This window comes from Solibacillus sp. FSL R7-0682 (assembly GCF_038005985.1).
GTDB lineage: Bacteria > Bacillota > Bacilli > Bacillales_A > Planococcaceae > Solibacillus.
In genome coordinates, this window is record NZ_JBBOUI010000001.1 from 602,333 (window position 1) to 627,121 (window position 24,789).

General features: G+C 35.5%; 27 protein-coding genes. 14 read left to right on the top strand and 13 right to left on the bottom strand.

The features are described from left to right. Nucleotides 1-382 precede the first annotated feature (382 nt). The gene (locus MKZ17_RS03115) at nucleotides 383-592 is read right to left on the bottom strand and encodes a YheE family protein (protein ID WP_340722337.1); all 210 of its coding nucleotides are present in this window, start codon (nucleotides 590-592) and stop codon (nucleotides 383-385) included. A 149-nt stretch (nucleotides 593-741) separates the two neighbouring features. Here MKZ17_RS03115 and MKZ17_RS03120 point away from each other — a divergent pair, with 149 nt between their 5' ends. Beyond that, nucleotides 742-1,887, top strand: coding sequence for a DUF445 domain-containing protein (locus MKZ17_RS03120; protein WP_340722338.1), 1,146 nt, complete (start codon nucleotides 742-744; stop codon nucleotides 1,885-1,887). Nucleotides 1,888-1,907: 20 nt separating this feature from the next. After that, nucleotides 1,908-2,252, top strand: coding sequence for a YlbF family regulator (locus tag MKZ17_RS03125; RefSeq protein WP_340722339.1), 345 nt, complete (start codon nucleotides 1,908-1,910; stop codon nucleotides 2,250-2,252). A gap of 33 nt (nucleotides 2,253-2,285) precedes the next feature. Here the strand turns inward: MKZ17_RS03125 and MKZ17_RS03130 are convergent, their stop codons facing one another. Then, nucleotides 2,286-2,663 carry a hypothetical protein gene (locus MKZ17_RS03130; protein WP_340722340.1) on the bottom strand — a complete coding sequence of 126 codons (378 nt, stop codon included), beginning with the start codon at nucleotides 2,661-2,663 and terminating at the stop codon, nucleotides 2,286-2,288. Nucleotides 2,664-2,960: 297 nt separating this feature from the next. Here MKZ17_RS03130 and MKZ17_RS03135 point away from each other — a divergent pair, with 297 nt between their 5' ends. The 5 genes from MKZ17_RS03135 to MKZ17_RS03155 all read left to right on the top strand — a co-directional run bounded on the left by MKZ17_RS03135 (nucleotide 2,961) and on the right by MKZ17_RS03155 (nucleotide 7,603). Next, nucleotides 2,961-4,463, top strand: a complete 1,503-nt coding sequence (locus tag MKZ17_RS03135; protein WP_340722341.1) for a coproporphyrinogen III oxidase — start codon at nucleotides 2,961-2,963, stop codon at nucleotides 4,461-4,463. A gap of 155 nt (nucleotides 4,464-4,618) precedes the next feature. Continuing rightward, on the top strand, nucleotides 4,619-5,815 hold the full coding sequence (locus MKZ17_RS03140) for an MBL fold metallo-hydrolase (protein WP_340722342.1): 1,197 nt from the start codon (nucleotides 4,619-4,621) through the stop codon (nucleotides 5,813-5,815). Next, entirely contained in the window at nucleotides 5,802-6,047 is a 246-nt protein-coding gene (locus tag MKZ17_RS03145; protein ID WP_340722343.1) for a DUF3006 domain-containing protein, read from the top strand. The genes MKZ17_RS03140 and MKZ17_RS03145 overlap by 14 nt, the downstream gene beginning before the upstream one ends. 165 nt (nucleotides 6,048-6,212) lie before the next feature. Then, nucleotides 6,213-7,001: an HAD family hydrolase gene (locus tag MKZ17_RS03150; protein WP_340722344.1), complete on the top strand. Its 789-nt coding sequence runs from the start codon at nucleotides 6,213-6,215 to the stop codon at nucleotides 6,999-7,001. 227 nt (nucleotides 7,002-7,228) lie between these two features. Further along, the gene (locus MKZ17_RS03155) at nucleotides 7,229-7,603 is read left to right on the top strand and encodes a DNA polymerase III subunit delta (RefSeq protein ID WP_340722345.1); all 375 of its coding nucleotides are present in this window, start codon (nucleotides 7,229-7,231) and stop codon (nucleotides 7,601-7,603) included. 44 nt (nucleotides 7,604-7,647) lie between these two features. Here MKZ17_RS03155 and MKZ17_RS03160 read toward each other — a convergent pair whose 3' ends face one another. Together MKZ17_RS03160 and serA are read right to left on the bottom strand one after the other, a co-directional pair. Further along, entirely contained in the window at nucleotides 7,648-8,919 is a 1,272-nt protein-coding gene (locus MKZ17_RS03160) for a polysaccharide deacetylase family protein (protein WP_340722346.1), read from the bottom strand. A gap of 201 nt (nucleotides 8,920-9,120) precedes the next feature. Beyond that, entirely contained in the window at nucleotides 9,121-10,743 is a 1,623-nt protein-coding gene (serA, locus tag MKZ17_RS03165; protein ID WP_340722347.1) for a phosphoglycerate dehydrogenase, read from the bottom strand. 701 nt (nucleotides 10,744-11,444) lie between these two features. Between serA and MKZ17_RS03170 the strand changes: the two genes are divergently transcribed. The 3 genes from MKZ17_RS03170 to MKZ17_RS03180 all read left to right on the top strand — a co-directional run bounded on the left by MKZ17_RS03170 (nucleotide 11,445) and on the right by MKZ17_RS03180 (nucleotide 15,226). Continuing rightward, a complete protein-coding gene (locus tag MKZ17_RS03170) occupies nucleotides 11,445-13,091 on the top strand; it encodes an FAD-binding dehydrogenase (RefSeq protein WP_340722348.1) in 1,647 nt (548 codons plus the stop codon). Between the two features lie 59 nt (nucleotides 13,092-13,150). Continuing rightward, complete coding sequence (locus MKZ17_RS03175) at nucleotides 13,151-13,933, top strand: enoyl-CoA hydratase (protein WP_340722349.1); 783 nt, start codon at nucleotides 13,151-13,153, stop codon at nucleotides 13,931-13,933. 123 nt (nucleotides 13,934-14,056) lie between these two features. After that, nucleotides 14,057-15,226: a hypothetical protein gene (locus MKZ17_RS03180; protein ID WP_340722350.1), complete on the top strand. Its 1,170-nt coding sequence runs from the start codon at nucleotides 14,057-14,059 to the stop codon at nucleotides 15,224-15,226. A gap of 102 nt (nucleotides 15,227-15,328) precedes the next feature. Here the strand turns inward: MKZ17_RS03180 and MKZ17_RS03185 are convergent, their stop codons facing one another. Then, nucleotides 15,329-15,514: a YhzD family protein gene (locus MKZ17_RS03185; protein WP_340722351.1), complete on the bottom strand. Its 186-nt coding sequence runs from the start codon at nucleotides 15,512-15,514 to the stop codon at nucleotides 15,329-15,331. Between the two features lie 197 nt (nucleotides 15,515-15,711). Here MKZ17_RS03185 and yhaM point away from each other — a divergent pair, with 197 nt between their 5' ends. Then, a complete protein-coding gene (gene yhaM, locus MKZ17_RS03190; protein WP_340722352.1) occupies nucleotides 15,712-16,647 on the top strand; it encodes a 3'-5' exoribonuclease YhaM in 936 nt (311 codons plus the stop codon). 47 nt (nucleotides 16,648-16,694) lie between these two features. On the opposite strand, the gene MKZ17_RS03195 is transcribed toward yhaM, so the two are convergent. Both MKZ17_RS03195 and serC read right to left on the bottom strand, forming a co-directional pair. Further along, nucleotides 16,695-17,945 carry an MFS transporter gene (locus tag MKZ17_RS03195; protein ID WP_340722353.1) on the bottom strand — a complete coding sequence of 417 codons (1,251 nt, stop codon included), beginning with the start codon at nucleotides 17,943-17,945 and terminating at the stop codon, nucleotides 16,695-16,697. Between the two features lie 119 nt (nucleotides 17,946-18,064). After that, complete coding sequence (serC, locus tag MKZ17_RS03200) at nucleotides 18,065-19,162, bottom strand: 3-phosphoserine/phosphohydroxythreonine transaminase (RefSeq protein ID WP_340722354.1); 1,098 nt, start codon at nucleotides 19,160-19,162, stop codon at nucleotides 18,065-18,067. Nucleotides 19,163-19,457: 295 nt separating this feature from the next. Here serC and MKZ17_RS03205 point away from each other — a divergent pair, with 295 nt between their 5' ends. Both MKZ17_RS03205 and MKZ17_RS03210 read left to right on the top strand, forming a co-directional pair. Continuing rightward, nucleotides 19,458-20,234, top strand: coding sequence for a formate/nitrite transporter family protein (locus MKZ17_RS03205; protein ID WP_340722355.1), 777 nt, complete (start codon nucleotides 19,458-19,460; stop codon nucleotides 20,232-20,234). A gap of 117 nt (nucleotides 20,235-20,351) precedes the next feature. Continuing rightward, nucleotides 20,352-20,690, top strand: a complete 339-nt coding sequence (locus MKZ17_RS03210) for a zinc ribbon domain-containing protein YjdM (protein ID WP_340722356.1) — start codon at nucleotides 20,352-20,354, stop codon at nucleotides 20,688-20,690. A gap of 66 nt (nucleotides 20,691-20,756) precedes the next feature. Here the strand turns inward: MKZ17_RS03210 and MKZ17_RS03215 are convergent, their stop codons facing one another. Further along, nucleotides 20,757-21,608 (bottom strand): peptidylprolyl isomerase, encoded by an 852-nt coding sequence (locus MKZ17_RS03215; protein ID WP_340722357.1) that lies wholly within the window; start codon nucleotides 21,606-21,608, stop codon nucleotides 20,757-20,759. Between the two features lie 142 nt (nucleotides 21,609-21,750). On the opposite strand from MKZ17_RS03215, the gene MKZ17_RS03220 reads away from it, so the two are divergent. Further along, nucleotides 21,751-21,858, top strand: a complete 108-nt coding sequence (locus MKZ17_RS03220; RefSeq protein WP_340722358.1) for a YjcZ family sporulation protein — start codon at nucleotides 21,751-21,753, stop codon at nucleotides 21,856-21,858. A 114-nt stretch (nucleotides 21,859-21,972) separates the two neighbouring features. Here MKZ17_RS03220 and MKZ17_RS03225 read toward each other — a convergent pair whose 3' ends face one another. The 5 genes from MKZ17_RS03225 to MKZ17_RS03245 all read right to left on the bottom strand — a co-directional run bounded on the left by MKZ17_RS03225 (nucleotide 21,973) and on the right by MKZ17_RS03245 (nucleotide 24,681). Next, nucleotides 21,973-22,158 carry a hypothetical protein gene (locus MKZ17_RS03225; RefSeq protein ID WP_340722359.1) on the bottom strand — a complete coding sequence of 62 codons (186 nt, stop codon included), beginning with the start codon at nucleotides 22,156-22,158 and terminating at the stop codon, nucleotides 21,973-21,975. A 53-nt stretch (nucleotides 22,159-22,211) separates the two neighbouring features. Further along, nucleotides 22,212-22,754: a DUF3267 domain-containing protein gene (locus tag MKZ17_RS03230; RefSeq protein WP_340722360.1), complete on the bottom strand. Its 543-nt coding sequence runs from the start codon at nucleotides 22,752-22,754 to the stop codon at nucleotides 22,212-22,214. Nucleotides 22,755-22,900: 146 nt separating this feature from the next. Further along, nucleotides 22,901-23,458: an HTH-type transcriptional regulator Hpr gene (locus tag MKZ17_RS03235; protein WP_340725493.1), complete on the bottom strand. Its 558-nt coding sequence runs from the start codon at nucleotides 23,456-23,458 to the stop codon at nucleotides 22,901-22,903. Between the two features lie 183 nt (nucleotides 23,459-23,641). Then, on the bottom strand, nucleotides 23,642-24,010 hold the full coding sequence (locus tag MKZ17_RS03240; RefSeq protein WP_340722361.1) for a YtxH domain-containing protein: 369 nt from the start codon (nucleotides 24,008-24,010) through the stop codon (nucleotides 23,642-23,644). Nucleotides 24,011-24,147: 137 nt separating this feature from the next. Then, the gene (locus tag MKZ17_RS03245; protein WP_340722362.1) at nucleotides 24,148-24,681 is read right to left on the bottom strand and encodes a tryptophan transporter; all 534 of its coding nucleotides are present in this window, start codon (nucleotides 24,679-24,681) and stop codon (nucleotides 24,148-24,150) included. Nucleotides 24,682-24,789: the final 108 nt, after the last annotated feature.

Below are 24,789 nucleotides of genomic sequence, written 5' to 3' on the forward strand. Positions count from 1 at the left end.
TTATCCTATAGTAACGTATATGAACAATCAAAATTCCAATATAAGTATAAAAAATATAGTTGGAGGTTGGTGGCTAGCTAATGCCTAATTGGTTAAACCTTATAATGAATGTAGTAACCGACGAAAACTATTAATAAAAATAGAGAAGCTAATTAAATTTTTGAAATATTGAATTATTAGAATGATTATGATACTGTAAAATGGTAGATAATGATAAATTAGCCATTGGAAAAGGGTTATAAAAAAAATCGCCAGCATTCAAACTACTTACCAATATTAGGGTTAGTTTATGATTAACTCGAACGCGCATAAAAAGAGCATCTCCTTTTGAGGTGCTCTTTTACTATTTTTAAGTTATTTAGATTGTTTTATACTTCTTTTTTTACTCATAAACATGGAATAACATTAATTCATGGATCATTTTTTCTACATTGGCTAGCTGTTCGTGCCCAGGTGTTGGGCCGATAAATTGTATACTACCGTCTTTATAATATTCTGCCGTATAACGTTGTTGCTCATAAAAGAAAGTAATTGACCAGCCAGGAATTTGGCTATTTTCAAATAATGGTTTATAGCTAAAATGTTGAATCATGAAACTTCCCTCCCTATTTTATCGTACAGGAAAGTAGTACATTGTTGCAATTTTTATTGGAAATTCGAAATAATAGAAATTAGATGCTCTAGTTTAGGGAATTAAGTATTAACTTCACTAGAAGAAATTAATAAGGAAGAGTGAGATAAATGGGAGAATTTCTTTCATTACTATTTTTATTAGGTGTTGTCGGAGCAGTTGTTGGTGCAGCAACAAACTACATGGCAATCAAGATGTTGTTCCGACCATATAAACCTATTTACTTTAAAAAATGGCGTTTACCACTAACACCGGGACTTATCCCAAAACGTCGTGAAGATTTAGCGATTCAGCTAGGAAAAACTGTATCGGACTATTTATTAACTCCAGAAACGATTAAAAAGAAGTTTTTATCAGAAGATATACGCGCCAATATTTTATCTTTTGTTCGGCAAAAAGCGACGCAAGAAGTGTTTACAGAGGATAAAACAATCCACGATTGGATTAAGCTAACTGGATTTAATAATGTACCAATGATGGTAGAAAATAAAGTAGATGGCATCATTGCTTCTCAATTTGAATCTGTAAAAAATACATTATCGACGAAGACCATTCGAGAAATGCTACCATCAGACATCGAGCCAGTATTGGATCGGAAAATAGAAGAGGCCGTCGAGCAAATTTTACAAAAGGGCGAAGATTACTTTTTATCTCCTGAAGGTTCAATGACAATTAAAAACATGTTGGATGATTTTTTATCATCGAAGGGGTCATTAGGTGGGATGATTCAAATGTTTTTAGGTGACTCTTCAACGCTTGTAGAAAAAGTACAACGTGAATTAGTAAAGTTCTTACAAGCACCAGGGACAGCGGCATTATTAAATCGCATTTTTAGCACTGAATGGGAGAAAATAAAAAATCGCCCTGCAATGGACTTTATGAATGATATAAACTTTGATACGATTGAGGATAGTATCAAAAGCTATGCGAAGCGTGAATTAAAAATAGAGGCTCGTTTAGATAAAACAATTAATGATTATTGGCCAAATGGAAAACAATGGGCTACAGATGAAATGTTACCTAAAGTTGTGAATAAACTGTTCATAGCAGCTGAAGAAAAGATTGAGGATGTTTTAAAGCGTCTTAACTTAGCGGAAGTTGTACGCGAGCAAGTTGATTCCTTCCCGATTGCCAAGCTAGAGGAACTTGTATTAGGAATCATTAGTAAAGAGTTGAAGTTAATTACGTGGCTAGGTGGTATTATTGGAGGTCTTGTTGGGATTATCCAAGCGGTTATCGTCTTCATGACGAATTAAATAAAGAGAGTAGGCTAAAGATGATTAACATTTATGATGATATTAATAAGCTTCAAGCAACATTCCGTCAAACAGAGGAGTTTGTTAATTTACAAAAGGCAGTAGAAGACGTTCGTGCAGACGAGCAATCGAAAGCATTATTCACAAACTTCCGTGATGTACAAATGAAACTTCAGCAAAAACAAGCTGGAGGCGAGGAAATTACAGAAGAGGAATATGTTTTTCTACAAAAAACGGCTCAATTAGCACAGCAAGACGTAAAAATATTAGCAATGCTTGAAGCGGAAATGGCATTAAGCTCAGTAATTGAAGAGGTAAACCGTCTTATAACGCAACCAATTCAATCCTTGTACGATGGCCTTTAAAATCCTTAGGTTCACACAATTGTGTGGACCTTTTTAAATGGATAATTTCATTTGATTTTTTGGGTACTTTTGGGTGTATAGTCGTATACTCTCTAAAAATTTATGATTTTTCGTTGCAATATGTGCAAGCTGCATCTCATCTGTATAAAGTAAATGGTAATTAAAGTGTCGTGAAAAGAACTGTTGGATATTATCGTAAAGGTTATTTAACGAAATTGCTCCAAAAAGCTCATCACGGTCGATTAAAAAAATTAAATCACAGCAAGTAGAATGATTGGCATGTCCCACTATAATAGTTATATAAAATGTACGTTCATCACAGCGATTTAAATCAAATGTATCGATACCGACAGAAAGTTGATTGATAATGTTTTTAAAACGAAATGATGGTTTGCCCTCTAAAATATTCATATTTTCACCTCCATAAAGACTATTTATTAAAATTATAAAATATTCAGTCATTATAGTCTAACAAAAATATCCAAAAATTTTCAAAAATGTTAGATAAATAACATTGCCACAGTGTAAACTACTAATAACTACCCGTTCTATTTATGGAGTATAATGAATAGTGGTTAATCTAAAATTATCTATTTTAACGAGTTTATTAATAGGATAAAATGAGCTAAGCATCATCCGTTTATTCCATCACATTTTTTGTTACAATGAGATGGATTTTGTTATATAAAATGAAAGTAGAGAATTATAATGAAAACAATTCATATAAATGAACAATTTAAAGAAGATTGGACACGTGTATTAAACCATATTGCGAATCTATTTTATGAGGATTCGGTTATTCAAATTGAACAAGATGGATCGGATATGACGATTCAGTTTAAACATGCAATTGATGCAAACTATACGATTTCAACTGCTGCCACATTAATCGTTGATGGACAAACTTATACGAGTAATTATTCGATTGGGTATACGAATGAAGGTACAGAGAAAGAGCAGAGTATTCGCATGAAGCGTGCGTTATCCCATGTGATGCTAGATGTTTTAGAGCAATACTCTGGCATGACTCAGCAATGGGGAATTTTAACAGGAGTACGTCCAACAAAGCTTTATCATAAATACCGTAAAGCCGGAATGAATGATGAAGAAATCGCGGCTATACTAAAGTCAGATTACCGTATTTCTAATCAAAAGATTGCATTAATGAAAGCTATTGTGGAGCGTCAATTGACAATTATCCCAGATTTAGATGCGCTTGGCCGTGAAATTTCAATCTATATTGGCGTGCCGTTCTGTCCGACAATGTGTGCATATTGTACGTTCCCAGCTTATGCGATTCAGTCTAATCGTAAAGCAGGTCGCGTTGAAAAATTTATTGACGGGCTACACATTGAGCTTCGTGAAATGGGTAAATGGCTGACGGAAAAAAATATGCGTATTACTTCTATTTACTGGGGTGGAGGTACACCAACTTCGATTGAAGCGGATGAAATGGACGCATTATATAAAACAATGTTTGATGCATTCCCAAATCCAGAGTCAATCCGAGAAATTACGGTAGAAGCCGGTCGTCCAGATACGATTACGCCAGAAAAAATTGACGTGTTGAAAAAATGGGGCATTGACCGAATTTCAGTGAATCCACAAAGCTATACACAAGAAACATTAAAAGCGATTGGGCGCCATCATACGGTTGACGAAACTATTGAAAAGTTCTGGCTATCTCGTAATTTAGGCATGAACAATATTAATATGGATTTAATTATTGGCTTACCAAACGAAGGCATTGAAGAATTCCAGCATTCATTAGAAGAATCTGCGAAAATGCAGCCTGAAAGTTTAACAGTGCATACATTAAGCTTTAAACGTGCGTCAGAAATGACACGCAATAAAGATAAATATAAAGTAGCAGACCGAGATACTGTAGCCCAGATGATGCAGATGGCGACAAAATGGACAGCTGAAAATGGCTATGTACCATATTATTTATACAGACAAAAAAATATTTTAGGTAACTTAGAAAATGTAGGATATTGTAAGCCGAGTGAAGAGTCGATCTACAATATTGTTATTATGGAAGAGGTGCAAACAATTTTGGGAATTGGCTGTGGTGCCTCTTCAAAATTTGTACATCCCGAAACAGGGAAGATTACTCAATTCCACAACCCAAAAGATCCAGCAGCATACATTATGACATTCGAGGACGCCATCGAGAAAAAAATAGCGATTTTAGACGAGCTATATAAATAATGATTTCAAGATTGGAACCAAAATCAATTTGTGAAATACAAAACTTCATCATTTTGACCTAAGTCAAAATGATGAAGTTTTATTTTTGAGTCAGTCACCTTTTTAATTAGTGAATATGTAAACTACGAAATAGAAAAAGAAAAGGATTTGTAGCAATGAAAAAATTATTATTTATATTAATAGCGGTGCTAATGATTTTAGCGGGCTGTTCAGAGGTATCAGAAAATACAACAAAACAAAGCCCTATTACCGGTGAGGAGATGTCGGTTCATTTTATTGATGTTGGACAAGGGGATTCAATATTTATTCAAGCCCCAAATGGTAAGACAATGCTTGTTGATGGTGGTGTAAAAGGTGCAGGGGAAACAATTGTCCAATATTTAAGAGAACAACGTGTTACAAAATTAGATTATGTTGTGGCAACCCACCCAGATGCCGATCATATAGGTGGGTTAATATCTGTATTAAATTCGATTTCTGTTAAAGAATTTATTGATTCGGGAAAAGTACATACATCACAAACCTATGAAGAGATGCTTCGTTTAATTAATAATAAAAATATACCTTTTACAGTACCTAAAGTTGGTGATCAAATTGCACTTGATTCATCTTTAAGTGTGGATGTATTAAGTGCTGATGAGCATGCAACAGACAATAATAACGCCTCCATTGTGCTGCGGCTTGCTTATGGTGATATTTCGTTTTTATTAATGGGAGATGCTGACCAATCAATGGAAAAACAAATGCTCGCAAAGGGTATAGATGTAGAGGCGACGATTTTAAAAGCTGGGCATCATGGTTCAAATACAAGTAGCTCATTACAATTCGTCAAAGAAGTTAGACCACTAGCAACAATTTTAAGCTATGGGCAAGATAATAAATATGGGCATCCTCATGCGGAAGTAATCGATGTATTAAAGCAAGTAGATAGTGATATATTTAGTACAGCAGAGGCAGGTACAATTGTTGTAACTACAGATGGTGATACCTATGAAGTGAACAGCCCACAATGGACTGGTATTGGTGCGACAAGTTCGATTACATTACCAACTACCGGGAAAGTAGAGCTGATTAGTAAGGACTTACAAGCAGAAATCGTAGCGATTCAAAATAATAGTAAGGAAACAATCAATCTGCAAGGTTGGCAGCTAGTTTCCGTAGAAGGAAATCAAGTATACAAATTCCCGAACATACAATTAGCCGTAGGAAAAACAATTTATGTAACAAGCGGATCAGATGCAAAAGAAGGTAACGATTCATTACTATGGACAAAAAAACAAATTTGGTTAAATTCGGGAGATGCCGCTCAATTACGAAATGCGAAAGGAGAAGTTGTAAGTGAAATCCCATAACTACACATTAGACCGATTTGAAGGAGATTATGCGATTTTTTTAAAGCGCCCAGAAGAAACGGAACAGCTTTTAATCGAACGCTCAGAAATTTTGGTAACAGTTAAAGAAGGAGACATCGTACGAATTCAAGACGATGGCATCACGTACCACATTGAAGTTCTTGAAGAAGAAACAATTGAACAAAAACAGCGCATTCAAAATTTAATGCAACAATTACGGAATAAGCAGTAATAAAATAAGGGCTTTAGGGAGACTTTGATAGAATAGAAAATCTAGCTAAGTTTCCTAGGAAGCTCTTTTTAATACAAAAATTTAGAAAAATCAAAATGGGATGAAAAATCCACGCTTTACTATGTTAAAATGAGAACGAAATACATACATTTTAGGAGCGAAATGATGGCGATTAAAACAATTATTTTCGATTTAGATGACACTTTATTATTTGATCAAAAATCTGTAAAAACAGCTTTTGAAAAAACTTGTGCATATGCAAGTGTTGAAAAGAATGTGGATGCAGTAGAGCTTGAGGAAGCTGTACGTGTTGCTGCTCGTGCTTTATATGAGGGATATGAAACTTATGATTATACAGTTTTAATCGGTATTAACCCTTTTGAAGGATTATGGGGAGCATTCGATGACCCAACACCGCAATTTCAAAAGATGAAAGAAATTGTACCCGGTTACCGTTCACAAGCATGGACGAATGGTTTGGCGGCATTAGGTATAGAGGATGCTAAGTTTGGAGCAGAGTTAGGTGAGCGTTTTGTTGCTGAGCGTAAAACAGCACCGTTCTTCTATGAAGATACATTTGCGGTATTAGATGAGTTAAAAGGAAAATACCAGCTTGTTTTATTAACAAATGGGGCACCAAGCTTACAAAATTTAAAATTAGAAATTACGCCTGAAATTGTTCCATATTTTGATCACATTGTTATTTCAGGAGATTTTGGTAAAGGCAAACCAGACGCGTCGATTTTTGAATATGTGATGGAAAAAGCACAAATAACAAAAGATGATGGTATCATGGTAGGGGATAACTTAATGACAGATATTTTAGGTTCTTCACGTGTAGGCATGCGTAATGTATGGATTAACCGTGAAAATAAGCAACAAAACCCAGATGTAACACCAACCTACGAAGTAACTTCATTAACTGAGTTTTTAAAATTAGTAAAAACGTTGTAGTAACTACATAATAACCCAGAACGGATATCAATTCCTTCTATAGCAAAAAATTAGGCTTTTTCTTTTAGGAAAAGCCTAATTTTTTTTATGTCCCGCCTCCTTTTAATTTGGTCATATAATAATAATGTTTTAAAATAAAGAATTTTCTAAAAATTTATGGTAAAATAGGAGTAGCTTCAATTTGCAGGTAAATGCAAAAAGTAAAAAGCTAAGAGAGGGTGTGAACGATGAGAGATAGGATGTGTTATTGTGAAAATTGCGGTCGTTCAAGTAAAGATGTTGAGATTAGTATTATTACAATTAAGAAACATGTTGCCGAGCTATGCCTAGCATGCGCCCATGTACTCACATTGTCAAAAAACGAAGCTCGGTTTTTACAACTTGTACGAAAGAAAGATAAAAAACATTCGAATAAAGACATGCGACAAGTACATCAAGTTTTATCAGCGTTACTCGCGGTAGGTACATTATTTTTAGTTTTCATAGTTGCGCTAGGTGTTTCAAAAAATATAGATTTAACAGTAGTTACTACACATCTCGAGCCAGACACAAAGCCCGTATCAGAATACTTAACTTTTGCAGAAATTAATCGTTATAAATAAAAAAGTTCCTCTTCCCATTAAGCGAAGCGGAACTTTTTTTGAGTTTATTTATTATTTAACAGCTCAGATACTGTAACGAATTCATAGCCCTGTTTTTGCAGCATTGCAAGAATGTCATCTAAAGCATTTGCTGTCGCTTGATGAATATCATGCATTAAAATAATACTACCAGGTTTGGCGTTATCCTTAACTGCCTGTAATGTTTTTTTAGGATCATGATGCTTCCAATCCAAGGTATCAATTGTCCATAATACGTTTGGCACGTTTAACTGGTTCGTTACCGTTTTATTATAGGCACCATATGGTGGGCGGAAAACAGTTGGGTTTTGACCAATCGCTGCCTGTACGACAGAATCCGTTGATTGGATTTGTAGATGCATTTGCTTTACAGTAAGTGTCGTTAATTTAGTGTGATTATACGTATGGTTGCCAATTTCATGTCCATCATTAAAAACTTCCTTCAAAACAGCTGGATGTTTTTTTACAGCTTCTCCGACAACGAAGAAGGTAGCCTTTGCATCATATTTTTTTAATGTTTTTAAAACTTGTGGTGTCACTTTAGCATTTGGACCGTCATCAAATGTTAAGGCTATTTTTTTTGTGCCTGTAAGGTTTGGCTTAGGAACAGTAGGTTTTTTTATCGATTCCTTTGAAGGCTTTAAATCATGTTTTAATCCACTGCCTTGAACATAGCCTGCGTAGTCCTTTGTTTTCACAAATACCCAACCATTATATTTTGCAAGCATTGTCACTTTACTATTAACAGCACGATGCCCAATTTGATTACTGGACGTTTTCATTGCGCTATAAACGATTAATCCAGCTTGTTCTTTAACAACTCGAGCTTCTTCTGTAGGATTAACGAGTGTATTTTTGTAAACGTAACCAGCTAAGTATTCAGACCGTACAAAGACAAAGCTAGGTGAACCCACTTCAAAAACTTCAACAATACTATTTACTGGTAAATTTCCTGTTGCCTCACTTTGTTGTGTATCTGTAATACGTACGAGTGGTTCTACCTTTGATTTGACAATCATGTGTTGACCTACTGCTTGCTTTAAGCTTTTACTTTGTACATAGCCAACACTCGATTTATAGTTTACTTTTGCCCAACCATTTTCTTCTGAAAGTACGATTACAATACTATTTTTAGACAATGAAAGTGATTTTTCTTGTAAGTTTTCATCGTAAAGATCCACATCGGCTGTTGTAATTTTTATAATAGGACTATATTCAGCATTTGTTAATGGAGAGAAAACGATTAAACAAAAAGTTACGATTAACATAAGGAACGGAATAGATTTTATTTTACGCATAGAGAAACGCCTTCTTTCTGGTTAATCTAAACACAAGGGAAATTCTGTTAGTTAATATTAGTATACAATTCCTGTTATCAAACATAAATAAACACTTTATAGGAACTGTAACTTTATAAAGTATGTGCAATTGCTTTATTTCATGCTTCATTTATAAAAAAAGCCCTATAGTAGTGGAAGGCTACTATAGGGAGAGGAAAATTATAGAGAAATAGCTTTTACTTCATCAATGTTTTCAAGCTTAGCGACATAAATTAAATCTTCCGTCGTTACTTCATTATCAACAGTAAGCATCATGACAGCAGATCCTCCAACGTGGTCGCGACCTACTTGCATCGTTGCAATGTTGATATCTTTTTCAGCTAACTTTGTAGCGACACGGCCGATTGCGCCTGGTTTGTCAGTATTTTTAATGTATAGAAGGTTTCCTGTAGGGATAACGTCTACTACGAATCCTTCAACCTTTACGATACGTGCACCAAGACCATTTAATAAAGTACCTGCAACTGTATGCTTTTCAGTATCTGTTATGATTTCAACAGTAATTAAGTTTGTGAAGCCTTTAGCTGTAGTTGTTTTGTGTTCATTTATTTTAATGCCGATACGTTCCGCTAGATAGCGTGCATTTACATCATTAACATGTGTTCCATGGTTTGTTGACAATAAACCTTTAATTGCATTAGCTGTTAATGGACGAACATCAAAGTTCGCTACTTCACCAGCATATGAAATATTTAATTCTTGAATGCTTTCCTCTGTCACTTGGATTAAGAATTTACCAAGCTTCTCAGCTAATTCAAAGAATGGTGCTACTTCTGCAAGCTTTTCCTTTGGAATTGAAGGCATATTTACTGGATTTGTAACTGTTCCAGTTTTAAAGAATTTAATAATGTCATTTGAAACGTCTACTGCTACTGATTCTTGTGCTTCTACAGTAGATGCACCTAAGTGTGGTGTAGCAATTACTTGTGGTAATGTAAGTAGCTTGTGATCTGTTGCAGGCTCTTCAACGAATACGTCAAGGGCAGCGCCGGCAACTTTACCTTCAACAATGGCATCATATAAATCGTCCTCATTAATAATACCGCCACGTGCACAGTTAATGATACGAACGCCATCTTTCATAATTGCAAAGCGTTCTTTATTAATGATGTTTCGAGTTTCAGGTAGTAATGGTGTATGAACTGTTACAAAATCTGCTGCTACACAAACTTCATCAACTGTTCCTTTCGTAACACCAAGTTCCTTAGCACGCTCTTCTGTTAAGAATGGGTCATAGGCAATGACATTCATGCGTTGACCTTTCGCGCGGTAAGCTACTTCCGCACCAATACGTCCCATACCAATTACGCCTAATGTTTTGTTTTTAAGCTCAACACCTACGTAAGATTTACGATCCCATTTCCCATTTTTAAGTGTATTGAAAGCTTGTGGAATGAAACGAGCTAAAGAAGTCATCATTGCAATTGTATGCTCTGCTGCAGAGTTAGTGTTACCGTCTGGAGCATTTACTACGATAATCCCATGTTCTGTTGCAGCAGCTAAATCGATATTATCAACACCTACACCGGCACGACCGATTAATTTTAAGTTTTTAGCCGCTTCGATAACTTTACGTGTTACAGTTGTTTGAGAACGGACAAGTAGTACATGTACATCCGCAATTTTAGCGATTAATTCCTCTGGTGCAAGCCCTGTATCTACAATAATATTTAAATTTAATTCACTTTCCTGACGTAACGGGAAAATACCGTCATCACTTAGTGGATCTGCGATAAATACATTAATTGTTTTTGTTGCTTTTTCGATTAATTCTGTTGCCATAATAAAATTCTCTCCCTTTTTTTAACTGTTCCCAATTCACATTTCAAAATAAAAAAGCCTTCCGTCCCTTACATGTTACTGTAAGGGGCGAAAGGCTATAAAAACAATAGAATCGCGGTACCACCCTTATTCGTTGACGCAACATTCAGAAAAAATTACGTTCAACCTTATCATATGCGTAACGTGCATGGGACGGAATAACCTACTCAAAAATTTCAGCTATTCTATTCAAGAGTGGAACTAATTCGAAGTATACACTGGTTTACACCGACCACCAGTTCTCTTTGCTATACGAAACGAAAAGCATGTCTCTATCACAATAGTTTGTCGTGATTAAATTTGTTAACATCATAAACCCGATTGTTCACCTTTGTCAACGAAAAAAATAAAATTAATAAAAATTTATTGATAGAAAAGGAATGTATAAACCGTTTTTACGAACTATAATTATTTTTTTATTTGAATTGTTCGTATTTGTAAAAATAAATTGTAAGCGCTAACGATGTTGATATACTGCTTTTTTATTGAAAATACAGAAAATTTAATTATTCAAATTTTTATTAAGTTTTTCGTGTTTATCAAAGTGACATAATTTTGTGAACAATGGAAACTCATAAAATTTTCTTCAAAAAATGAATGAAGGGGAAATTAGAAATGAAACGAATTTGTATAAATAACACATTTGCAAGGGAGATGGGGATATGCATTATGATGTAATCGTTGTAGGAGCGGGCTTAGCGGGATTAACAGCAACTTGCCAATTAATTGATGCAGGAAAAAAAGTATTATTGCTAGATCAAGAACCAGAAAATTCAATTGGTGGACAAGCGTTTTGGTCTTTTGGTGGATTATTTTTAGTAAATTCCCCCGAACAACGTCGATTAGGCATAAAAGACAGCAAAGAGCTTGCTTGGCAAGATTGGTGTGGCTCGGCAGGCTTTGATAGGCTCGAAGATGAAGACAGCTGGGCATTTAAATGGGCAAAGGCATACGTAGATTTTGCTGCAGGAGAAAAATATAGTTGGTTAAAATCTTACGGAATTCAATTTTTCCCTGTAGTCGGATGGGCAGAGCGTGGGGGGTCACTTGCAGGAGGGCACGGTAATTCAGTGCCACGTTTTCACATTGTTTGGGGAACAGGTCCAGCGCTGGTTGAACCATTTGCAAATCAAGTACTCGAAGCAGCGGAGTCAGGCTCAATTCATTATAAACCTCGTCATCAAGTAACAGAGCTTATTGCAGAGAATAACACAATAACAGGTGTTCGCGGAAACGTTTTAGAGGCTAGTGTTATAAGACGTGGTGAAGCAAGCTCACGTGAGGCAATTGGGGCATTTGAATATACGGCAAATGCAGTTATTGTTGCAAGTGGCGGTATCGGGGCAAATTTGGAGCTTGTGAAAAGAAATTGGCCTTCTCGCTTAGGTGCGCCGCCGAAAAAAATGGTCAGCGGTGTACCTGCCTATGTAGACGGGAAAATGCTAGAAATTACAGAACAGATAGGTGGACGAGTAGTCAATCGAGACCGTATGTGGCATTACACAGAAGGGTTAAGAAATTGGGATCCAATTTGGGAAAACCATGGGATTCGCATATTACCAGGACCTTCGTCAATGTGGTTTGACGCGAGGGGCAATCGATTTACAGCACCAAACTTTCCAGGCTTCGATACATTAAGCACACTAGAAGCTATTCAACAAACAGGCTATGACTATTCTTGGTTTATTTTAACAGAAAAAATGATAGAAAAGGAATTTGCTTTATCAGGCTCTGAACAAAATCCAGATTTAACGAATAAAAGTATGAAAGATCTATTAAAACGTGTGTTACCTGGCCCACCGGCACCGGTTCAGGCATTCAAAGATCATGGAGAGGATTTTGTTATTGCAGACGGTTTAAAGGAGCTTGTAGAAGGCATGAATAAATTGGCAGGTAGTACCCTACTTGATTTTATGCATATTAAGGAGCAAATATTGGCACGTGATCGGGAAATTGAAAACACATTTTCGAAAGATGCGCAAGTGACGGCAATTTATGGAGCGCGCAATTATTTAGGGGATAAATTAATTCGTGCCGCAAAGCCACATAAAATTCTCGACCCAACAGCTGGTCCGCTTATTGCGGTGCGCCTCAATATTCTAACCCGTAAAACATTAGGCGGCTTGCAAACAAATTTAAATGGTCAAGTATTAAATAATTATGGGGATCCAATTCCAGGCTTATTTGCTGTAGGGGAAGTAAGTGGCTTTGGTGGAGGAGGAGTACATGGCTACCGCTCATTAGAAGGAACTTTTGTGGGTGGATGTTTATTTACCGGCTTAAAAGTGGGGAAATATTTAAGTAAATAGAGGAAATATCGATACAGTTGTCGAAATGAATGATTATTCATTTATAAGGGGTGTATAGGATGAATTATGAAACGATTAATTTAGAAATTGCTGAGCGTAAAGCGACATTGACATTAAATCGTCCACAGGCGATGAATGCAATGGATTTTACAATGATGCGGGAATTGGCAGATTGCTTTGAAGCATTACATAATGAAAAGGATGTACAAATTCTTGTCATTAAAGGAGAAGGAAAGGTATTTTCAGCTGGTGGCGACGTCAAAATGATGGTCGCATCTGAGGACTTTTCAGATTTTGGTTCAGTTATGGGGGACATTGCTCGTTTAGTTAAGGCCTATTATACATTACCAATGATTACAGTTGCCCAAATCCACGGTGCATCGGCTGGACTAGGCTTTAGTTTAGCGTTAGGTAGCGATGTTATAGTTGCGGAACAAACAAGTAAACTTGCGATGAATTTTATCGGGATTGGACTAATACCGGACGGTGCGGGACATTTCTTTATGAAACAGCGTCTTGGAACAGTAAAAGCGAAGCAAATGATTTGGGAAGGGAAAGTGCTGAACGGAGAAGAGGCGTTAAACTTAGGTTTAATCGACCACAATGTACCAGAAGGAGCGGCTTCTACAGCAGTAGACCAGTTGGTAGGGAAGCTACTTGCATCTCCAATATTAGCGATGATCGAAACGAAGCAAATTTTACATGAGGCAAATTTACAGGAACTTGATTTAATTTTACACGGAGAATCAAAAGGTCAAGTAAAAATGCGCCATACGAAAGACCATTTAGAGGGCATTCAAGCATTCGTTGAAAAACGGACACCACAATTTACAGGAAAATAATGAACTTAAGATATCTTGCTCGCGTTTGCTAGTAAGGTATCTTTTTTTATTCAATTAAAAAATCTGTACAACTTTCGCGAATCCATTTATGATTATGAAGGATTAAAAACTGGAGGTAACTTCGTGGAACAACAACTGCAATCAAAGAATCATAGAAAAATTTTGCATAATGTCTATTACCCGACAGTCGAAAAAACAATTGAAGTATGCGAAATCCAATTAAGTGATCTTGATGAGGGACAAATCAATTATTTAGAAGTAGCATTCGATCAATTTGATGAAGTATATAAATATTTTAATGAAAATAAATACATTAAAAAAGGTGCATTTACGTATTTCCAAGTTCGTCACATTGCAGAAGCAGGCAATATTCATCACCTACAGATGGATGATCAAGGCTGCATTTCATTTTTGCATGAAACGATTGGTATGAGTACAGCTATTTCGTTTGCACAAAGTAAATGGAATGGTGCAAACCGAGATGACGCAGTTGAAAATGCAGTATTAACAGGCTTGTCTGTAATCGGTGAATCCTTTGCAGAAGAAGTCATTGAAGAGCAGATTCACTTAGTCAACATTGTTGAACACATAAATTTAGATGAAGGTGTTTCAAGTGCAATCAAAAAAAATGGTGCAAAGGCTGTCGTCAAAAAAATGGCAGGCAGTGCTACAAAAAAAGCAATGTACAGCTCAATTGTAGCTAAAAAAGCTATTATGCTTTTAAATGCGAATGTTGTTACAGGTGCAATTGTGACGGGTGTTATGTCTACTGTAGATATTGTCCGAACGATTAAAGGACAAATGTCACCTGCCCAATTATTTAAAAACGTATCAAAAACTGCTGCAAGTGTTGTAGGAAGTATTATCGGGCTTATCGTTGGTGGAGGGATTGGTTTTACAATTCCAAATGTTAGTACAGCTGTTATTAGTTTAATTGGTGGGATTATCGGTTTAATTTTAGGGAGCATTGTTACGACGAAAATCGTGAAAAAAGTGCTAGACTTAGTTATAAAGGATGATGCCGTGAAAATGCTTGAAATTTTTAATACACAATTAGTAGAGCTTTCTGAGCAATATTTATTGAATGAGCAAGAACTTCAGCAAGTGCTACACGATTTTAATGAAATTTATAATATGCCAGAAGAAATGCGTGCTATGTACTCCTCAACTGATCGCGCAGTTTTTGCAAATGAGATGATTAAAAAAGAACTAAATCGTATTGTACGTATGCGTATGTATTTACAAGTTCCAACTACTCAAGAATTGTTTGAAAAAATTAAACGATTAGCATAAAAAAAAGAGGTGTCCTTTTCGAGGGCACCTCTTTTAAGTTTTAAAAATGGGAAGCAAAATAGTATTCAACGTTTTCATAAGATGTCGATTTTAATATGTACACTAAACGTGGAATAAAATTAACTTTCCAGCAGAATTTACTAAACGATGAGTCTTTTCCGCAATCCCTTTTTCTTCGATATTCTTTTGCCCCTCAACTTTTGCTGCGTCATCATTTTCAAAAGTCCACACTTCATCAAATAAAGTTTCTCCCGTTTTTTCAAATGCAGTAAAACGATAATTCTCCATTTAAACCACCCTTTATAAGAAAGATAGTACTATTATACAAAAAAAAGCTTCATAATTCACGAAACATTGCGCAAATTTTTAAAATATATAGAAATATATGGCGTGCTCATGAACATAAAAAAGTGTCCTTTTAATCGAAAAAAGGTTGTAATGCATGATACAATATTTATTAATAGAGTATAAAGGAGCGATTGCTTGTGAATGGAATTACAAAACTCCAGCCTGGTGAACAAGTGGAACAATTTTTACTAATTAAAGAGGCAAAAAAGGGAGTAACTACTGTTGGTAAGCCATTTATGTCACTAATTTTGCAAGATCGAAGTGGAGACATTGAGGCAAAGCTTTGGGATACAAATGAAGAGCACGAAAATTTATATCGCGCACAAGTTATCGTTAAAGTAGGCGGAGAAATCCATGATTACCGTGGTAAAAACCAACTACGAGTAAAACAAATTCGTCCTGCGAGAGAAGATGAAGGTGTGCAAATTAGTGATTTGTTGCCGACATCTGCTATACCAAAAGAAGAGTTAATGGAAGCAGTAAATGAATTTTTCTTCCAAATTCAAAATCCAAATATTTCACGTATTACACGTCATATTATAAAAAAACATCAAGAGAGCTTAATGGTTTTTCCAGCAGCAACAAAAAATCACCATGATTATGCTTCTGGTTTAATTGATCATGTTGTCTCAATGTTAAAATTAAGTAGTGCGATTTGTGATTTATATCCAACGTTAAACCGAGATTTACTTTATGCGGGGGTTATTTTACATGATATCGGTAAGGTCATTGAATTAAGTGGTCCAGTTGGCACAGCCTATACAGTTGAAGGGAATCTACTCGGACATATCTCAATTATGGTGAATGAAATTGGACTTGCCGCAGCAGAGCTAAAAATTGATGGAGAAGAAGTAATGCTCTTACAACATTTAGTGTTGTCTCATCACGGGAAAGAAGAGTGGGGAAGTCCGAAAAAACCGATGATTCAGGAAGCAGAAATCTTGCATTATATTGATAATATTGATGCTAAAATGAATATGCTAACACGTGCCCTAGATAAAACAAAACCTGGTGAATTTACAGAGCGCCTATTCCCATTAGATAACCGTTCATTTTATAAACCAAAAATTTAACATACATAAAACGGCTTGAGTCCTCAACAAGGATTCAAGCCGTTTTATTATACCGTTCCCATTTTAGGCTGCTTTTTTAATAAAATGACGAATAAGCTAGCAAGCAGACAGAAGCCACCCGCTAATAAAAAGGCCATTTTATAAGAGCCAAACGCCTCGTAAAATACGCCACCATAGTAAGCTGCAACACCTGCTCCAACTTGATGAAAGGCAACCATCCAGCCATACATCATTGCACTCTTTTCAAGTCCGAAGCGTTGCCGCGTTAAACCGATTGTTGGTGGCACTGTAGCAATCCAATCTAGACCATAAAATATAGCAAATATCATGAGCCAAATGAAAGATCCTGAAGCTAAAGCAAAGGGTAATGCTAATAGTGAAAGCCCACGTAATGAATAATACCAAAATAGCAACCAACGATTGTCAAATCGATCTGACAGCCAGCCTGAAAGTGTTGTTCCAATTAAATCAAAGATGCCCATAAAAGAAAGCATGGCTGCTGCTGTTACAACAGGAATACCGTAGCTAATGCAATAAGAAATAAAATGAGTGCCGATTAAGCCGCTTGTTGATAAGCCACAAATAAAAAAACTCCCAGCTAATAGCCAAAATTCTTTTGCTTTCAAACCTTCAAGTAGGGCATGAATAGCCATTGAAAAAGGGTTGCTGTCCGTTGATGTTTTCGGTTGGATTATTTCATCACTACCATAGGGTGCAATGTTTTTTTCGAATGGGAAGTTTCGCATAAAAATAGCAATAAGGATAATCATTAGTAAACTCAAAATAAAAATTAAAAAAATGGCAGTTTGCCAGGAATAGTTTTCTACTAAAGTAGCAAGCACAGGCAATAATATTAGCTGCCCCGTCGCAGTAGCCGCTGTTAAAATCCCCACAGCTAAACCACGGCGCTTTACAAACCATCGATTTGCAACTTGTGTACTTAGAACTGTTAAAAATAAACCTGAGCCAATTCCCATCATAATACCCCAAATAAGTATTAGCTGCCATTCCTTTTGCATAATGAATGTACAAGCTAGGGCAATAGAAAGGAAAGTCATCGAACTTAGCATCATTCGTTTAAGACCATACTTTTCAACAAATGCAGCCATGAATGGTCCTGAAAAACCATATAAAAATAAGCTTAATGCAAATGCAAAAGAGATGGATGGACGGCTCCAGCCAAATTGATTTTCAAACGGTACGATAAAAACTCCAGCAGACGAACGAATAATGCCAGCGACAATAATGGCAATGAAGGTTACTATCAAAATAATCCAGCTGTAATGCCATTTTCTCATATCTCCACCCCCTTAAAGTTTTAAGCTAATGAAAAACCCCCTTTTAATAAACAGAGTATAAAATAGATGTCTATTTACTAAAAGGGGGATATTAAATTTTATAACTTAACTAACATAATTTATTGATTTGCTTGTTGGAATTTCACCATGAAGTCAGCAAGTGCTTTACATGCTTCAACTGGTACAGCATTGTATGCAGATGCGCGGCAGCCGCCAACAGAACGGTGACCATTTAAGCCGACGAATCCTGCTTCCTTCGCTTCAGCTAAAAACTTCTTCTCTAAAACTTCATCCGCAACACGGAACGTAATATTCATTAATGAACGAGAATCTTCTGTTGCATGGCCGTAGTAGAATCCGTTAGAGTGATCGATTGCATCATAAATTAATTTTGCTTTTTCTTCATTTTGCTTTTCAATCGCTTCTAAGCCGCCTTGTTGCTCTACCCATTTTAAAACTTCACCTAACATGTAAATACCGAATGTTGGAGGTGTGTTATATAAAGAGTTATTTTTTACATGTGTTTCGTATTTTAGCATAGTAGGAATGTTTGTGTTTGCTTTTTCAAGGAAATCTTTACGAGCAATGACAACTGTTACTCCTGAAGGACCTAGGTTTTTTTGTGCGCCAGCATAAATCATGGCAAAATTTGAAACATCCACTTTTTTCGAAAGAATATCAGAAGACATATCAGCGATTAATGGAATGTCACCAGTTTTTGGGAATATTTTCCATTGAGTTCCGAAAATTGTGTTGTTTGATGTTAAGTGAACGTATGCTGCATCCGCATCGATATTAATATCTGTAATCGCAGGGATGTTTTTATAATTGTTTTCTTTCGTACTAGCTGCTTCTACTGGTGTACCAAAAAGTTTTGCTTCTTTGAATGCTTTTTCTGACCAAGCGCCAGTTTGTATATAGCTTGCTTTTTGGCCTTCTGCTAAGAAGTTCATCGGAATCATTGTAAACTGTAAGCTAGCGCCGCCTTGTAGGAATAACACCTCATAGTTTTCTGGAATGTCGAAAAGTTTACGTAGACGTGCTATTGCCTGATTATGGACTTCTTCAAAAGTAGCGCTACGATGACTAAGTTCCATAACTGACATGCCTGTGCTCTTAAAATCTACAAGTTCTGCTTGGGCTTTTTGTAATACTTCGATTGGTAATGCAGAAGGACCTGCATTAAAGTTGTATGCGCGTTTAGTTGTTACTGTCAATGGAAACACTCCTTATGATTTATAAATTATCTATAGTCTGATAATATACTCTTTTTGAATAAATGTGGGAAAATTCATGAAATTATTTTTTGAAAACACATAAATGAGAAAAATGAATCTCAAATACACGAATTTTTGTACAAATCAAAAATGAAATGTTCGGTTTTAGAACGAAAAAGTATTTATGTTAAGTACGATTATACAGCTTTTCACATTGAACTGTACTAAATATATGACGCACAGCTAACATTCCTTGTTATAATTTTTACATAGTTATACGAAGTGAGGGAATGAAATGAACGAAACTTTCCAAGTGATGGGGGAAATGGCGAAAAAGAAGGCGAGTATATTAAAGAGAAGTATCTTTGCCTACTTAATGCTCGCTTTTTTTGGCGGCTTATTTATTGGCTTTGGCATGATAACCTTTATTGTAATAGGAGGCTTGCTGTCACCAACAGAAGTACCAACGATGAAAATTATACAAGGAGTAACATTTGGTATTGCCTTATGTATGGTCACATTTGGGGGCGTAGATCTCTTTACTGGAAACAATTTAGTAATGACGATTGGTGCATTAGAGAAAAGGACAACATGGCTTGATTTAATAAAAGTTTGGACAATCAGCTATAGTGGAAACTTTGTCGGTGCATACTTTTGTGCATGGATGCTATTTATGACTGGCTATGTAGTGGGAGATATGGCGGCTTTTGTAGAAAAGGTAACAATCATTAAAATGTCTGCTACAACAATGGAGCTTTTATTCCGAGGAATTCTATGTAATATACTTGTATGCTTAGCTGTTTGGTGTACTTATCGTGTAAAAAATGAAGTGGCAAAAATTTTACTTATTTTCTGCTGTATTTATCCGTTTATTTTATCAGGGTTTGAACATAGTATTGCAAATATGATGCTCTTCTCATTAGCAATGCTGATTCCCCATAGTGATACAATTACATTTAGTGGAGTAGTACATAATTTAATTCCTGTAACAATTGGAAATATTATTGGTGGAGCGGTCATTTTAGGAATAGGACTTTGGCTCACTGAGCATGGAAAGGATCGGAAATTTTAAGTGACAACTTAATTTTTAATTGAGTTGTGTACAAATAAAGCATGTTGATGACCATTAGCTTGTTTCTAATACTTAAGTGTGCCAGTATAGACGTAGAAATAGTAGGGGGGTTATTTTATGGATCAATTACCAAAATGTCCAAAATGTGGTTCTGAATATACGTATGAAGATGGTTTAAACTATGTGTGCCCTGAATGTGCTCATGAATGGTCACAAACTTCGGAAGCTGAAGTAGAGGAAGGGTTAGTTGTTCGTGATGCGAATGGCAACGTATTAGTGGATGGGGATACAGTGACTGTCATTAAAGATTTAAAAGTAAAAGGAAGTTCCTCTACGTTAAAAATTGGAACACGCGTAAAAAACATCCGTCTAGTGGAAGGCGATCATAACATTGATTGTAAAATCGATGGCTTTGGTGCAATGAAGCTGAAATCAGAGTTTGTGAAGAAAAACTAAAAAAATGCGAAGTCCATAATTACGGGCTTCGCATTTTTGTTTTTATTGAAATTTCGTAAACAGAAATTATTTAGCTGAGTCGAATTGTGTAAATGCTTCTTTTAAATCCTTATCTTTAACATCCACTTTTGCTTCTTTAATTAATTCCGCCATTTTTGTATCCCAGTCACCTTTAGTAGCAGCGATTGATTTGCGGATTTCTTCTTTTTTGTCCTCTAAAGTACCGTAATCTTTCACATCACGTTTTTCAGTTACCTCAATAATGTGGTAGCCGAAATCTGATTTTACTGGCTCACTAATTGTGTTAAGTTCAAGTGCATACGCTGCATCATTGAACTCTTGTACCATTGTACCAACAGAGAACCAACCTAGTTCGCCACCTTTTTCTTTTGAACCAGTATCAACTGAATTTTCCTTCGCTAATTTAGCGAAATCTTCACCAGCTTTTAATTTTGCAACTAGTTCTTTTGCTAATGCTTCGTCTTCAACTAAGATGTGACGAGCATTAAGCTCTTGAGAAGCTTGGTCGTAGTATTTTTGAATTTCTTCATCTGTAACTTCTACGTCAGCAACAGCTTTTTGTTGTAAAAGAGTGAAACGAATATTCGTTTTTAACGCATCCTCAGTTAAGTTGCTTTGAGCTAATGCAGCTTCATAACCTTCGCCGTACTGCTCTTTAACACCCTTTAGTTCCTCTTCGATTTCTTCATCTGTTACTTTGTATTTGTCATTTAAAATTTTCTCGACAACAACCTGCTGTAATAATTGGTCGCCAGCGATATCCTTAATTTGGTTATAAAATTCTTCCTGAGTAATGTCACCAACGCTAGTTGAAACGACAACCTCATCACCAGGATTACTACATGCTGCTAAACCAATTGATGCAGCAACTGTTAATGCGAAAAGAGTTTTTTTCATTTTATATACGCTCCTAACTTTCATTTAATGCAATTGTAACTATAACATAAACGTTTCAAAAACAAAATGGTTGCACTACTGAATTGCCTAAGTTTTACAAACACACATGCATAGGATAGTTTTAGAGAAGGGGGGTGACGTTATGGGCGGCGGTGGCTATAATGGCGGCGGCGGTTATGGTTCTGGATTTGCGTTAATAGTTGTATTATTCATCTTATTAATCATCGTAGGAGCAGCGTTTCTATACTAACTCTCTAACATAAGATGAGGCGTTAAAGGCTTTTTAAAGGTGGCGCAAAATCGTAACTAATGACGTTTGCGCGTCACCTTTATTTATGTTTTCTTTTGAATTTTATTTAACAAGTTAAACAGCTAATAAAACTTCTACATATAGACTTACAAGTAAAATCGTAATAAGTACGTTAATCGTTCTGAAAATTTTTGGTTGCTTTTCTTCTGGTATCTCACGTCGATAACAAAGTGCAGCTGTCATACGATTGATTTGGAATAAGTATATTACTGAGAATAGGATTACAATAAGTAGTAGCAAAACTATTCCTCCTCTCTACAACTTAAGTTTCATGTATTATAAAAACACGCATATTAAATATCAAGTGGTACTAATATTTCATAGCCCCTTGGTGTTTCCTCAATTATAGCATTGTTTGGTGCAGACATTAAATTTTTCACATATAAAAAATCCATCAAACAAATACTACAATGATAAGCTAATAAAAAGCTAAAATAATGCGCATATTGAGGTACTGCAAACCCACCCCAAATGAACAAACTATTTAAAACAAAAAAGGGTGTGACTAGTGCTACGATATAAGTCCATTTTGGAATACTATTTTGCAACCGCATACGCACAATCGGTACGAAATGATATTGGATTTTAAAACGATATTTAATAGAGTGTCGGTGTTTAAATAAAGCAACATAATGCAGTGCCTTATGCAATGGATAAATAAAAGGCGAAATTAACACAAGTAACCATAGAAAACGATCCATATGGCGCCCAGTAAAATTAAAGCTAAAAAGTATATAAGAGAAACAAAATACTAATACGAATAAAATGATTGATAACAAATAAAGTCTAGTTGTACCATATTCCCGTTCAATATTGATTGTTTTCCAGCAGTGCACAAACATCCTCCTAAAAAAAGCCTAAATATGTTATGTCATTGATACTAATAGGTTAAACATCTTAAAACAACTATAATCGAAATCAGCAAAATAAAAAAGAAACGACATCAAATAAATTGAGTGCCATTTCTTTTAACTTAAGGAAATTAAATTTTTGTTGTAGGTCGACCTGTTTCATCGATCGTTTCCTTAAAGTTCATGAAGGAGCGTTCAAAAATTTCGATAAAGTCATCTCCATAAATATTACGGATAACAGCCATCACATCTAAAAACTCTGGGAATCTACCATAAATCTCTTTTAATGGTAATGAGCCTTCTAAAATAGTATGTTCTGTATCGTGATAGTGCTCATACATGCGTAAAATCAATTCAGAGCCAGCAGGTGTTAGCTCTACATATGTATTACGCTTGTCCTCATCACGTTTTGAAAATGTTAGTAAACCACGTTCTTCTAATTTTTTTGAGAAATTGAAGGCTGTAGATACATGCATGACGCCAAATTTAGCCACATCAGAAATCGAGGCGCCTTTTAAGTGATAAGAAATCCATAAAATGTGATGTTCATTAATGTTCAAATCAAAAGGCTTTATCCATGTTTGCCAATCTTTTTCAATAGCTTTCCAAAGCGCTTTTGATAGCTGTGCAACGCGTTGGCTAAATAGCATAGCCTCTCTTTGTGAGTATAAATCTTCCGTCAAAACAATCACCTTCTTCTTTCCATTAGCATTTTAAAATATTATAGCAATAAAAGAAAAAACTTTAAAGTTCCAAAATTTGAATAATTGAATATTGCTTAAAAAATGCTAAAAAAAGATATTATTAGGATTAAACTGCATGTTTTTTAGAAGGTGAATAGTATTATTTGACTATAGATGAATGGTTATTCATTAAATATTATTTTTGTCTGAAGGGATATTTTTCTCGATTTCACTTATAGAATTCTGTAAACCTTCAATTTCTTGTTTTAATCTTGCAGTTTGAGGCTGGATTTCTTCTGTGAAGTTAGAAAAAGTGTCCTTCAAATCATTTATTATTGTAGGGATATTATTTTGGGCTTCTGATTTTAGTGCAGTGACAGAATAGGATACATTTTGAATTTCTGATTTTATTTCTTGTAGTTTTGATTTTGCATTAACAGAATTGCTTAAAATATTTTGACGGAGCTGGGCGCCAGATTGCGGTGCAGAAAATAAAACAACTGCAGCCCCACTTATTAGTCCAGTCGTTAATCCTAAAATGAATGTTTTTGCGTTCATATTATTTCATCCTTTCGAAGTAAGCATTTTACTATCTAAATCCATTTCCAAAATCTACTTCTATTAAACCATGAATTGATAAAATGAAAAAGAAGCTACTTTGCTAATGGTTTTTAGCAAAATAGCTTCTATCAAAATTAAGCCTGTGACAAAGATGTTTGGAAGTTTGAACGCTTTAATAATTTCACGATAATCGGGAAAATGACTAGGAAAGCAATTACATTAAATGCGACTGCTGGTAAGACTACTCCTGTGAATAATACGATAAAAGTCGAACCTACATCTGTTCCCATTGCCAATAATGCAACAGATAAAAACACAATACCAGAAATTAATGTGCCGAACCCAACTAAAATTGCTGAAACAACAATGTTTGAAACGACCTTTTTTAATACTAGTACAAGTGCTAAGAAAACAAATGCTGTGACAAATTTATCGATAATATTAGGAATAAATCCTGCAGGGAAAGTTGTAAACAAACCCGATAGGACACCCGCACTGACACCTAACAAAAAGGTTTCTTTAAATGTAGGGAATAGTAAAATCCCAATAAACATCATCGTTAATATGAAGTCCGGCTTCATTCCTTGCACAAATCCTGGCACAACGATATATAACGCCGTCCCGACACCAATTAATAGCGCCATAAAAACTAAATTTTTTGTATTCATCTGTCTCGTCTCCTCTAACTTTTCTAAGCTAATTTGGTTTTCCTAATGTGCACTCGTTGCCATTAGCGAAAACTTATTCAAATTGTACGTCGATTTTGTTGAAATTGC

Coding starts and splice junctions, on each gene's coding strand:
- MKZ17_RS03115 (WP_340722337.1), bottom strand. CDS start 592: ATGATTCAACATTTTAGCTATAAACCATTATTTGAAAATAGCCAAATT.
- MKZ17_RS03120 (WP_340722338.1), top strand. CDS start 742: ATGGGAGAATTTCTTTCATTACTATTTTTATTAGGTGTTGTCGGAGCA.
- MKZ17_RS03125 (WP_340722339.1), top strand. CDS start 1,908: ATGATTAACATTTATGATGATATTAATAAGCTTCAAGCAACATTCCGT.
- MKZ17_RS03130 (WP_340722340.1), bottom strand. CDS start 2,663: ATGAATATTTTAGAGGGCAAACCATCATTTCGTTTTAAAAACATTATC.
- MKZ17_RS03135 (WP_340722341.1), top strand. CDS start 2,961: ATGAAAACAATTCATATAAATGAACAATTTAAAGAAGATTGGACACGT.
- MKZ17_RS03140 (WP_340722342.1), top strand. CDS start 4,619: ATGAAAAAATTATTATTTATATTAATAGCGGTGCTAATGATTTTAGCG.
- MKZ17_RS03150 (WP_340722344.1), top strand. CDS start 6,213: ATGGCGATTAAAACAATTATTTTCGATTTAGATGACACTTTATTATTT.
- MKZ17_RS03155 (WP_340722345.1), top strand. CDS start 7,229: ATGAGAGATAGGATGTGTTATTGTGAAAATTGCGGTCGTTCAAGTAAA.
- MKZ17_RS03160 (WP_340722346.1), bottom strand. CDS start 8,919: ATGCGTAAAATAAAATCTATTCCGTTCCTTATGTTAATCGTAACTTTT.
- serA (WP_340722347.1), bottom strand. CDS start 10,743: ATGGCAACAGAATTAATCGAAAAAGCAACAAAAACAATTAATGTATTT.
- MKZ17_RS03170 (WP_340722348.1), top strand. CDS start 11,445: ATGCATTATGATGTAATCGTTGTAGGAGCGGGCTTAGCGGGATTAACA.
- MKZ17_RS03175 (WP_340722349.1), top strand. CDS start 13,151: ATGAATTATGAAACGATTAATTTAGAAATTGCTGAGCGTAAAGCGACA.
- MKZ17_RS03185 (WP_340722351.1), bottom strand. CDS start 15,514: ATGGAGAATTATCGTTTTACTGCATTTGAAAAAACGGGAGAAACTTTA.
- MKZ17_RS03195 (WP_340722353.1), bottom strand. CDS start 17,945: ATGAGAAAATGGCATTACAGCTGGATTATTTTGATAGTAACCTTCATT.
- MKZ17_RS03205 (WP_340722355.1), top strand. CDS start 19,458: ATGAACGAAACTTTCCAAGTGATGGGGGAAATGGCGAAAAAGAAGGCG.
- MKZ17_RS03210 (WP_340722356.1), top strand. CDS start 20,352: ATGGATCAATTACCAAAATGTCCAAAATGTGGTTCTGAATATACGTAT.
- MKZ17_RS03215 (WP_340722357.1), bottom strand. CDS start 21,608: ATGAAAAAAACTCTTTTCGCATTAACAGTTGCTGCATCAATTGGTTTA.
- MKZ17_RS03220 (WP_340722358.1), top strand. CDS start 21,751: ATGGGCGGCGGTGGCTATAATGGCGGCGGCGGTTATGGTTCTGGATTT.
- MKZ17_RS03240 (WP_340722361.1), bottom strand. CDS start 24,010: ATGAACGCAAAAACATTCATTTTAGGATTAACGACTGGACTAATAAGT.
- MKZ17_RS03245 (WP_340722362.1), bottom strand. CDS start 24,681: ATGAATACAAAAAATTTAGTTTTTATGGCGCTATTAATTGGTGTCGGG.